Annotated in this window: 10 protein-coding genes; 2 read left to right on the top strand and 8 right to left on the bottom strand. The window is 62.1% G+C overall.

The genetic code is table 11. The features are described 5' to 3' along the window. Window positions 1-169 precede the first annotated feature (169 nt). Window positions 170-766, bottom strand: coding sequence for a L,D-transpeptidase family protein (locus AC0L2Z_RS24150; RefSeq protein WP_473536306.1), 597 nt, complete (start codon window positions 764-766; stop codon window positions 170-172). A gap of 84 nt (window positions 767-850) precedes the next feature. Here AC0L2Z_RS24150 and AC0L2Z_RS24145 point away from each other — a divergent pair, with 84 nt between their 5' ends. Both AC0L2Z_RS24145 and AC0L2Z_RS24140 read left to right on the top strand, forming a co-directional pair. Continuing rightward, window positions 851-1,534 carry a response regulator transcription factor gene (locus AC0L2Z_RS24145; RefSeq protein WP_027155919.1) on the top strand — a complete coding sequence of 228 codons (684 nt, stop codon included), beginning with the start codon at window positions 851-853 and terminating at the stop codon, window positions 1,532-1,534. Between the two features lie 231 nt (window positions 1,535-1,765). Continuing rightward, on the top strand, window positions 1,766-2,221 hold the full coding sequence (locus AC0L2Z_RS24140; protein WP_128171159.1) for a cyclic nucleotide-binding domain-containing protein: 456 nt from the start codon (window positions 1,766-1,768) through the stop codon (window positions 2,219-2,221). Between the two features lies 1 nt (window position 2,222). On the opposite strand, the gene AC0L2Z_RS24135 is transcribed toward AC0L2Z_RS24140, so the two are convergent. The 7 genes from AC0L2Z_RS24135 to tesB form a co-directional block, all read right to left on the bottom strand. Continuing rightward, complete coding sequence (locus AC0L2Z_RS24135) at window positions 2,223-2,828, bottom strand: GNAT family N-acetyltransferase (RefSeq protein ID WP_128171158.1); 606 nt, start codon at window positions 2,826-2,828, stop codon at window positions 2,223-2,225. Window positions 2,829-2,930: 102 nt separating this feature from the next. Further along, window positions 2,931-3,737: an exodeoxyribonuclease III gene (locus AC0L2Z_RS24130; protein WP_128171157.1), complete on the bottom strand. Its 807-nt coding sequence runs from the start codon at window positions 3,735-3,737 to the stop codon at window positions 2,931-2,933. A 271-nt stretch (window positions 3,738-4,008) separates the two neighbouring features. After that, entirely contained in the window at window positions 4,009-4,692 is a 684-nt protein-coding gene (locus tag AC0L2Z_RS24125) for an outer-membrane lipoprotein carrier protein LolA (protein ID WP_027155917.1), read from the bottom strand. Window positions 4,693-4,857: 165 nt separating this feature from the next. Next, window positions 4,858-7,497, bottom strand: a complete 2,640-nt coding sequence (locus AC0L2Z_RS24120) for an FtsK/SpoIIIE family DNA translocase (protein WP_473629509.1) — start codon at window positions 7,495-7,497, stop codon at window positions 4,858-4,860. Window positions 7,498-7,866: 369 nt separating this feature from the next. Further along, window positions 7,867-9,294: an ammonium transporter gene (locus AC0L2Z_RS24115; RefSeq protein WP_091592240.1), complete on the bottom strand. Its 1,428-nt coding sequence runs from the start codon at window positions 9,292-9,294 to the stop codon at window positions 7,867-7,869. 31 nt (window positions 9,295-9,325) lie between these two features. Next, window positions 9,326-9,664 (bottom strand): P-II family nitrogen regulator, encoded by a 339-nt coding sequence (locus AC0L2Z_RS24110; RefSeq protein ID WP_023800571.1) that lies wholly within the window; start codon window positions 9,662-9,664, stop codon window positions 9,326-9,328. A 219-nt stretch (window positions 9,665-9,883) separates the two neighbouring features. Continuing rightward, window positions 9,884-10,759: an acyl-CoA thioesterase II gene (gene tesB / locus AC0L2Z_RS24105; RefSeq protein WP_128173684.1), complete on the bottom strand. Its 876-nt coding sequence runs from the start codon at window positions 10,757-10,759 to the stop codon at window positions 9,884-9,886. Window positions 10,760-10,794: the final 35 nt, after the last annotated feature.

Below are 10,794 nucleotides of genomic sequence, written 5' to 3'. Positions count from 1 at the left end.
CCCCTTTTCCCCTATTCCCCTATTCCCCTATTCCCCTATTCCCCTATTCCCCTATTCCCCTATTCCCCTATTCCCCTATTGCCCTATTCCCCTATTCCCTATTCCCCTATTCCCCTATTGCCCTATTCCCCTATTCCCTATTCCCCTACTGCCCTACTGCCCTACTCCCCTACCTCACCACCCTCATCACCGTGCGGTCCGACAGCAGCGGCAACAGCCGGGCCATCGTGCGTGCTGTCACCGCGACGCAGCCTTGCGTCGGTGTGAAGTCGGGGCGGGCCAAATGAAAGAAGATGGCGCTGCCGCGTCCGCGGCGACGCGGCGCAACGTTCCAGTCGAGCACCAGGCAGGCGTCATAAAGCCGGTCGGCGCGCAGCATCCGTTCGTGGCTGGCGCCATAGGGGATCTTGACCGGACGGTTGTAGTTGCGGTCCTCAGGCACTTCGCACCAGCCGAGATCGCGACCGATCGGCGCCATCGCCAGCCGGGTTTTGCGGCCGCCGGGAAAATGATCGTTGCGGAAATATCCCGACAGTATCCGCATCGACCCAAGCGGCGTGGCGCCATCGCCTTCGCGCTTGCCGGCCGATATGCCGCCGCGCCCCAGCGCACAGGAAAACACCAGTTTGCCAGCCTGCAGAAGCCCCTGGCTGGGGTGGCCGGGCCTGGCGCGCACGGTGAGAACACGAAGCCCTTTTCGCAAAAATGCGCTCGCCTCATTGCACACGTGTTTTTTCTTGTATGATCGTGCCACGGAACAAATCATTGTGATCGGCTGTTGTGCCGGTCAGCTTCCGCATAAACAGGCAGCGGTCAACTGAATTTTCTTTTCAAAACAACGGATTGATCCATGACTTCACGCACCATTCTGATCGTCGATGACGATGACGACCTGCGCGGCACGCTCGTCGAGCAATTGTCTCTCTATGAAGAATTCGACGTCCTGCAGGAATCAACCGCCGCCAAAGGCATCGCCACGGCCCGCGGCGGCATCATCGATCTGCTCATCATGGATGTCGGCCTCCCCGACATGGATGGCCGCGAGGCGGTGAAGATACTGCGCAAGGGCGGCTACAAGTCGCCTATCATCATGCTGACGGGACACGACACCGATTCCGACACGATTCTCGGCCTCGAAGCCGGCGCCAACGACTATGTGGTCAAGCCGTTCCGCTTCGCGGTTCTCCTGGCCCGCATCCGTGCCCAGCTTCGCCAGCATGAGCAGAGCGAAGACGCCACCTTTTCGGTCGGCCCCTACACTTTCAAGCCTAGCCAGAAGCTTCTGATCGACCAGCGCGGCGCCAAGGTGCGGCTGACCGAAAAGGAAGCCTCGATCATCAAGTATCTCTATCGCGCCGACCAGAAGGTGGTGACGCGCGACGTGCTGCTCGAGGAAGTCTGGGGCTACAATTCCGGCGTCACCACGCACACCCTGGAAACCCATGTCTATCGGCTGCGCCAGAAGATCGAGCGCGATCCTTCCAACGCAGAAATTCTTGTGACAGAAAGTGGTGGCTACAAGCTGGTTCCTTAAACATTTAATCATTCAATCAGCGGTTAGGGGAGGCGCCGCTTTCGGGTACGATCCTGAGACTGGAGGTGGTTCTGGATCGAGCTCGCTGACGCAACGGCCCAAAAACCGGATTCGTTTTTGGAAAGCCCGGTGCGTCGATTTCAAAGCGTTTAGAGCGTCCTTTGCCGCGTCCAAAGGAACGCTCGGCGCTCCAATGGAGGGATTTGACTGGCCGTTCGGGGACACAGCTAGATGGCGTTGGATGACGACATCCGCATCCTGTCCGCCGTGAGGCTCTTCGAGAGCTTCACGGAGGAACAGCTGCGTCTGCTCGCCTTTGGCGCGGAAACCACCAGGCTGCAGGCCGACCACAAGCTTTACCGCGAGGACGACGAGGCCGATTGCGCCTACATCGTGGTCAGCGGGCGCATCGTGCTGTATCGCGAGCAGGATGGCACCCGCGTCCCGATAGGCACGGCCGGCCCCGGTACGATGCTGAGCGAACTGGCGCTGATCGCCGACACCAACCGGCTGACCAGCGCATCCGCCGAGATCGATTCGGAAGTGCTGCGGCTCAGCCGCAAGATGTTCCACCGCATCCTGGAGGAATATCCCGATATCGCGGTCCACCTGCACCAGCGCATCTCCGAGGATTTTCAGGCAATGATCCGCCGCATCGAGAAGCTGGCGCCGCGTTTCGACGACTGAGCTAGCTGACGCCTCGAACGCTCTTGGATCTGTAGAGGCACCAGAGTGGTTTCTTGAATTCAAGTTCACCCTGGCCCAGAAGTCGAAAGCCGCAACGTTGATAGAAACCCAAATTCTTGCGTTCCGCGGTTTCGAGAAACGTCCCCGCTGAGACAGGGTCTCTTTCAGAAAGATCGCAGTAGGCCTCGATGAGAGCGAGGCCAGCCCGCTTTCCCTGAATTGAGGGATGGACCCCCAAAACCCCAAGATAAAAATGCGGCTCCGACGGCTCGTATTTCTCGCTGATCGTCTGAGACTTCTCGAAGCGCGACACCATCAACTCCTGCCGTTGCTGGAGTGAGGCCCATCTCTCCCGGTGATCCGGAAGCCATTCCGGTCGTTGCGTATCATAGCCCATCGCCGCACCCAGGATGCGGCCTTCGCTCTTTAATACCAGCACTGGCATGCCAAGCGCGAGACGCGCCACCATAAGGATCGAGAAGAACTCGGTCACGAGTTCAGGATCCCCTTCGAAGAAGAAGGTCATGTGCGGATCGCCTGCAAAGGCATCTGCCAGGCAGTCGGCCGCCGATGTCACATCCGACGTCTGTGCTGCAACTATCTCCATGTAGCCTAGCCAAACTCCCTCAGGATCTCAGAGGCTATTGAACCTCCAGTGTCTCGTCGAGAGGCACTTGATCATGCTCCGCCCCCTTTGGGACAAAATGCTCTAATCCAGGTCGAACCGCGCTATGACCGGCACATGGTCCGACGGCCGTTGCCAGCCGCGCGCCGGCCGCAGGATCTCGTAGCCGGCAAAGCTCGGCACCAGGTTTGGCGACGACCAGACATGGTCGAGCCGCCGGCCGCGATCCGACGCTTGCCAATCCTGCGCGCGATAGCTCCACCAGGTGTAGAGCTTCTGCTCGTAAGGCACGTTGAGCCGCATCAGGTCGACCCAGTCGCCGGCGAGCCGCATCGCCTCGAAATTTTCCGTCTCGACCGGCGTATGGCTGACCACTTTCAGGAGCTGCTTGTGCGACCAGACATCGTGCTCGAGCGGCGCGATGTTGAGGTCACCGACCAGGATCGAGCCGGACACTTCGTCGTGCTCGGCGCGGATGGCGTTCATTTCGGCGACGAAATCCAGCTTGTGCTTGAACTTGCGGTTGATAACGGGGTCGGGCTCGTCGCCGCCGGCCGGAACATAGAAATTGTGCAGCAGGATCGCCTTGCCGCCGGCCCGCACGGTGACCGACAGATGTCGGCAGTCCTCGATCTCGCAGAAGCGGCGCTTTTCGACAATCGCGATCGGCCGGCGCGCCACCGTCGCCACGCCGTGATAGCCCTTCTGGCCGTGGAAGGCGATGTGCTGATAGCCGAACTTGCGAAACGCCTTCTCGGGAAACAGTTCGTCCGGAACTTTAGTTTCCTGCAGGCAGAGCACGTCCGGTGCCTGTTCGACAAGCAGGCGTTCGACGAGCGGCATGCGCAGGCGGACGGAATTGATGTTCCAGGTCGCGATCGAAAAGGGCATGTTTGGGATTCCGGGACAGCGCAAGGTCCGCCAGATGGCTCCGACGGAAAGTCAATCCCGGAAACTACTGCCAGCCGCGCATCGTAAAAACAAGCCGGCCGCGCTTGAAGCTCGGCCCGGGCTGGCACCAGGATTCGCTGAGATTCAGGTCAGGCCGAGTCGAGAATGGTGGATTCCGAGAACCGGAGCGGAGCGTACTTACTTAAAGTACGTACCGGAAGCGCAGGAAACCGCCATTCGCAGGCCGGCCTCACCTGAATAACAGCAGATCCTACCGCGACTTGGTGTTCAGTTCGCGGTTGGCCGTGTAGTCGATGGCAAAGGTGTCGGGGGCGAAGCTTACGCCTTCCCTGACGTTGAAGATCATTACCGTCGTGTCCTTGCCTTGCGCGTCGGTGATCGTCCATTGGCGCAATTCGTAGGTTTTCGGATCGAACATCATGGTGATCTTCGAACTGCCGAACACCGATTTGTCGGCGAGTTGGATGGTGGTGACGTCGTTTTCTTCCTTGACGCTTTTGACGCGGCCGCCGGAGAGGTCGATCCTGGTGTCGAGCAGCAGCTTGAGCGGCGTTTTCGACAGTGGGTAGAGATCGGACGTTTTCAGCCGCTTGTTCAGGATGACCACCGACTTGCCGTCGGAAATCACCCGGAAATTCGACGTCCCATCATAGTTGAAGCGTATCTTGCCCGGCCGTTCCAGGAAGAACTTGCCGCCGGTCTGCTCGCCCTTGGGTCCGAACTGCACGAATTCGCCGGCCATCGATTTGACCGAGGAAAAATGGTCGGCGATCTTCTGCGCGGTGGCTGGCACCGCCGCTTGCGCCGACGCCAGCAACTGGACCCCGGGCACGACATTGATGGCCGCGGCGCCGGCCAGGACCAGCCCGAGGCCAAGCAGTTGGCGGCGGGTCGGGGCAAAATCGCTGATCGTGGCGAAAGAAGAGTTTTTCATGCCGGTTACTCTCGTCTGGTTCATCTGTTGTCGCAGTGTTTGGCCCCCCAGTTGGGCTTAAGTTTGGCGGCCGAACAGCGCTTGGTCGTTGCAAACGCGCCAGAAGGTTCAAAGTTGCTGCCGTCAGGTTGCAGCCGCGAAAATCCTGTCGGCTTGGCGGGCGGATCAGAACTTGTCGTCCTCCGTCGGCACCAGAATTTCGCGTTTTCCGGCATGGTTGGCCGGGCCGACAATGCCTTCCTTCTCCATCTTCTCGATGATCGAGGCGGCGCGGTTGTAGCCGATGCCGAGCCGGCGCTGGATGTAGCTGGTCGAGGCTTTGCCGTCACGCAGCACCACCGCAACCGCCTGGTCGTAGGGATCGTCGGAATCCTCGAAATTGCCGCCGCCACCGCCCGAGCCACCCTTGCCCGACGGCTCATCGTCGTCCTCGTCGTCATCCTCGGTAATGGCATCGAGATATTCCGGCACGCCCTGCAGCTTCAGATGCGCGACAATCTTCTCGACCTCGTCATCGGAAACGAAAGGACCGTGCACGCGCTGGATGCGGCCGCCGCCGGCCATGTAGAGCATGTCGCCCATGCCGAGCAGCTGTTCGGCGCCCTGTTCGCCCAGAATGGTGCGGCTGTCGATCTTCGACGTCACCTGGAAGGAGATGCGGGTCGGGAAGTTGGCCTTGATCGTGCCAGTGATGACGTCGACCGACGGCCGCTGCGTCGCCATGATGACGTGGATGCCGGCAGCGCGCGCCATCTGCGCCAGGCGCTGCACCGCGCCTTCGATGTCCTTGCCGGCGACCATCATCAAATCGGCCATCTCGTCGATGATGACGACGATGTAGGGCATTGGCTCGAGATCGAGGTTTTCCGTCTCATAGACCGCTTCGCCGGTCTGCCGGTCGAAGCCGGTCTGCACGGTGCGCGAGATTTTTTCGCCCTTCTTCTCGGCCTGCTGCACCCGCGCGTTGAAACCGTCGATGTTGCGGACGCCGACCTTCGACATTTTGCGGTAGCGGTCCTCCATTTCGCGCACGGTCCATTTCAGCGCCACCACCGCCTTCTTCGGATCGGTGACGACGGGCGTCAAAAGATGCGGGATGCCGTCATAGACCGAGAGCTCCAGCATTTTCGGGTCGATCATGATCAGCCGGCAGTCCTGCGGCGTCAGTCGATAGAGCAGTGACAGGATCATGGTGTTGATGGCGACCGACTTGCCCGAGCCGGTGGTGCCGGCGACCAGCACGTGCGGCATCTTGGCGATGTCGACGATGACCGCCTCGCCGTTGATGGTCTTGCCGAGCGCCAGCGCCAACTTGGCCTTGGTGGTCTCGAAATCGCGGCTGGCCATGATTTCCCTGAGATAGACGGTCTCGCGCTTGGCGTTCGGCAGTTCGATGCCGATGGCGTTGCGGCCGGGCACCACGGCGACGCGGCAGGCGATCGCGCTCATCGAGCGGGCGATGTCGTCAGACAGGCCGATGACCCGCGACGATTTGATGCCGGGCGCCGGTTCCAACTCGTAAAGCGTGACGACCGGGCCGGGGCGGACATGGATGATCTCGCCCTTGACGCCGAAATCCTCCAGCACGCCCTCGAGCAGGCGGGCATTCTGCTCGAGCGCGTCCTTGGACAGGCTGGCGTCGCGCACGACGTTCTTCGGCTCGGACAGGAAATGCAGCGACGGCATTTCGAATTGTTCGGAGCCGATCAGCGAGGACTGCGCTTCGCGCTGGACACGCGCGCCCGGAACCGGCCGCGGCGCCGACGCCGCGACGCGGGTGGCTGCATCGGAGCGGAACGGTTGCACCTTCGCATTGAGCGCAGCGCTGCGCGCAGGCTCCGGCGCAAAATCCATGTCATCGTCATCGTCGAAAACATCGGCGTCGTCGAGCGAGGCGCTACGGTCGTTGACCATGGCGGCGAAGAATTCCGGCTCGACGCGGGCCCGGCCATCGGCACTCATCCGCGACTCGGCGAATTCGGCCGATTCGACCCGTTCGGCAGCGCGCCGCCAGGCGCTGGCGCGCTCCATCTCCGGTTCGAAATCGTCGCGCTCGCGGCGGCGCGCGGCGCGGCGGCGGAGATAGGCTCGCAACGATAGCCACCAATGCGTGATCGCGCCTAGCGCCAGAATGCCCTCGTCGCCCTCATCCTCGTCATTGTCGAAAAGCAAGTCGTCCTGGTCCCTCGGATCGGCTGCGGCCGGTTGCTCCAGGACGGCGAAACCGTTCTTGCGTGCAATCAGCGCCGAGCCGTAGGCAAACAGCCACAGCGCCGGCGCGGCCAGGAGCACGGCGAGCACGCTGGCGATGAGACCGGTCGGATAGCCGCCGACGACGAAGCCTGGGATCTTGAGCACCATGTCGCCGAACACGCCGCCGAGACCGGTCGGCAGCGGCCAGGTCTTGGGCGGCACCACGCAACCGGCCATGGCCGCGGCAAGCACCGCGTAGCCGAACCAGGCGAGCCCGCGCTTCGGCAGCCTGTCGACGCCGCGCGCCGAAAACAGCAGAAATCCCCACACCACCGCCGGCACCAGCGCCGCGACCGCAGCAAGGCCGAAGAACTGCATGGCCAGGTCGGAGAAGACAGCGCCCACATAGCCCATGGCGTTGGTGACGATGTTGTCGGTGGCATGGGAGAAGCTTGGGTCGGCGACGTTCCAGGTGGCGAGGCTGGCGACGCCGAAGGCGACCAGCGCAAACAGGCCGGCGCCGAGCAGCCGGCCGACCTGACGCCGCGCGAACGCCTGGATGCCGTGCCCCGTATCGGCCAGCGCAAGCGGTGCTGAAGCCCCTGAACGCATTCGTCGTTCCCCGTCTGTCATGGACTGGCCGGACGCATGACGTACTCCGGCAGATTCGGATGCCAGACTATCGGCGGGAAGGTTAAGGCCGCATTAACCATGGGTGCGTGCCGGCGCTCCCCGAGTGGAAACCGGTCACACAAATGGCGGGCACGCTGGCCGGCCGATGTTTCATCGCCCAAGATCGATCAGGCGCCCGATCAAGCGATTGTGACCGAGCCTGGACTGCCACCGGCGTGCATCCCACGAAAAAGAGGCCCGGAACCGGTCCGGGCCTCAATGCGTGAGCCCTTTTCGGGAGCGTCACGACGGGAGGGAAGGTGTTGGGCGACCGAGGCCGCCCCAGACAAGACCCACAGGTGGCCTGGCTTACGGGTGATAGGCCGCTTCGCCATGCGCGGTGAGGTCGAGCCCTTCGCGCTCTGCATCGGCTGTCGGGCGCAAGCCTACGATCATATCGACGATCTTGTAGAGGATGGCGCTGCCGATGCCCGACCACAGGACGGTTACCAGGACACCCTTGAACTGCGACCACAACTGGGTCGCCGTGCCGGCATAGCCGGCGGCGAAGTCGGCCGTCGAATAATCGACGATGCCGGCGCCGCCGAGGGCGGGATTGACCAGGATGCCGGTGCCGAGCGCGCCGATGATGCCGCCGACGCAGTGGATGCCGAAGACATCGAGGCTGTCGTCGTAGCCGAACTTGTTCTTCACGACCGAGACGAAGAAGTAGCAGACGCAGCTGGCGACGATGCCGAGCACGATGACGCCCATCGGTCCGCCAAAGCCGGCGGCGGGCGTGACGGCGACAAGGCCGGTAACAGCGCCCGAAACCGCGCCAAGCATGGAGGCTTTGCCGCGCAGCAGCGTTTCGAGCACGATCCAGGTCACTGCCGCCGCGGCTGTGGCGACGAAGGTGTTGACCATGGCCAGCACCGCATAGGCGTTGGCTTCGAGGTTCGAACCGGCATTGAAGCCGAACCAGCCGACCCACAGCAGCGACGCGCCGACCATGGTCAGCGTCATCGAATGCGGCGCCATGACGTCCTTGTTGTAGCCGATGCGCTTGCCGATCATCAGCGCGCCGACGAGGCCGGCGATGCCCGCATTGATGTGAACGACGGTGCCGCCGGCAAAGTCGATGGCGCCGAAGCTGAAGATGAGCCCCGACGGGTCGCTGTAAGCGCTCGGGCCGCCCCAGAACCAGACCATATGCGCGATCGGGAAGTAGACGAATGTGACCCACAGGATGGTGAAAAGGATCACAGCCGAAAACTTGACGCGTTCGGCGAAGGCGCCGACGATCAGGGCAGGCGTGATGCAGGCGAAGCTCATCTGGAAGATCACGAACACCAGTTCAGGAATGGCGACGCCCTTGGTAAAAGTTTCCGACACCGTCGTCACGTCGACGCCGGCGAGAAACATCTTGGAAAGGCCGCCGACGAAGGCGTTGCCGGGGGTGAAGGCAAGGCTGTAGCCGTAGAAAACCCAGACGATCATGACCACGCTGGTGATGGTGAAGACCTGCATCAGCACCGACAGCATATTCTTGGCGCGAACCAGGCCGCCGTAGAAAAGGGCAAGGCCGGGAATGGTCATCAGCAGCACCAGGATGGTGGAGATCATCATCCACGTCGTGTCGCCCTTGTCGACGGTAAAGGCCGGCGCCGCTGGCGCGGCCGGTGCGGCCGGCGCCGCTTCCTGCGCGAATGCGGCGACCGTGCCCAGCGCTGCGATAGCGAGTGAGCCCAGCAGCGCGGTGCGCGCCACCGACTTCAAAGTAGAAGGAATATTCATTGAACTCTCCATTGGAATACGTTTCCGCAGCTCAAAGCGCGTCGGTGTCTGTTTCGCCGGTGCGAATGCGCACCGCCTGGTCGATGCCGAAAACGAAGATCTTGCCGTCGCCGATCTGACCGGTCTTGGCCGCCGCAGTGATGGCTTCGACGGCCTTGTCGACCATGTCCAGGCCGACCGCGACTTCGATCTTGATCTTCGGCAGGAAGCTGACCGCGTATTCCGCCCCGCGATAGATTTCCGTGTGTCCCTTCTGACGCCCGTAGCCTTTGACTTCGGTGACGGTCAGGCCCTGGATGCCGACTGCGGTGAGCGCTTCGCGCACCTCGTCGAGCTTGAACGGCTTGATGATTGCCATCACGATTTTCATAAGGTTTCACCCTTTACTGTTGCGGGTCCCCGCGTTTGCACGACTTCGCCGATCCCCATGAGAGCCGGAGAGTGCCCGCTAGGATTCAAGCTCCGTGCCAGTTGCCGAAGCAGGGTGTTAAGCTGCTGTTAAATAACGACTTGGGGAAGGTTTGTCGGCTGACTGTTCATAGTCGCGGCAGCGCATCTGTTTAAAAAATAGGCAATTTTGCAAAATTGCCTATTCCGCGGGCGGCCGCTTCAGCCTGATCAGGCCTTCCTGGGCAACCGAGGCGATCAACGTGCCGTCGCGGGCAAACAGCGACCCGCGCGTGAACCCCCGCGACCCTTGCGTCGACGGGCTGTCCTGCGTGTAGAGCATCCAGTCGTCGAGTGGATGGCTGCGATGGAACCACATCGCGTGATCGAGGCTCGCCGCCTGGATGTCGCTATCGAAGATGGCGCGGCCATGCGCAAAGGTCGAGGTATCGAGCAGCGTCATGTCGGAAAGATAGGCAAGCACGGCCGCCTGCGTGGCGCGATCGCCCGGAACCGGGCCGGTGGTGCGGATCCAGATGTTCTGTTTCGGCTCCAGCTTCTCCCGGCTGGTGTAATGCTCCAGCATCACCGGCTTCATCTCGATCGGCCGGTCACGCTCCCAGTAGCGCCTGATGCCGTCGGGCACGGCCGCACCGAACTTGCCGATCAATTCGCGCTGCGACAGCAATGTGTCGGGCGCCGGCACGTCCAGCGGCATCGGCACCTGGTGCTCGAGACCGACCTCGTCCTGCTGGAACGAGGCTTCCAGCGAAAAGATCGCCTGGCCGTGCTGGACAGCCACGACACGGCGCGTGGTGAAGGAGCCGCCGTCGCGAATGCGGTCGACCTGGTAGATGATCGGCACCTTGGTGTCGCCCGGCCGCATGAAATAGCCGTGCAGCGAATGCACGTGGCGTTCGGGCTCGACCGTTCGCTGGGCGGCGACCAGCGCCTGGGCGATGGTCTGGCCGCCGAAGACACGCTGCCAGTCGAGTTTGGGGCTGCGACCACGGTACAGGTTGTGTTCCAGCTGCTCGAGGTCGAGAATGCCGAGAAGCTCGTCCATGGCCGCCGTCATGTTTCGCGCCCTCGTGTCGTTTTGATTCCGAAGTT

The sequence above is a fragment of the Mesorhizobium sp. WSM4850 genome, assembly GCF_055811735.1.
The sequence above is the reverse complement of the archived record's forward strand: the minus strand, read 5'-3'. Positions and strand labels throughout refer to the sequence as shown.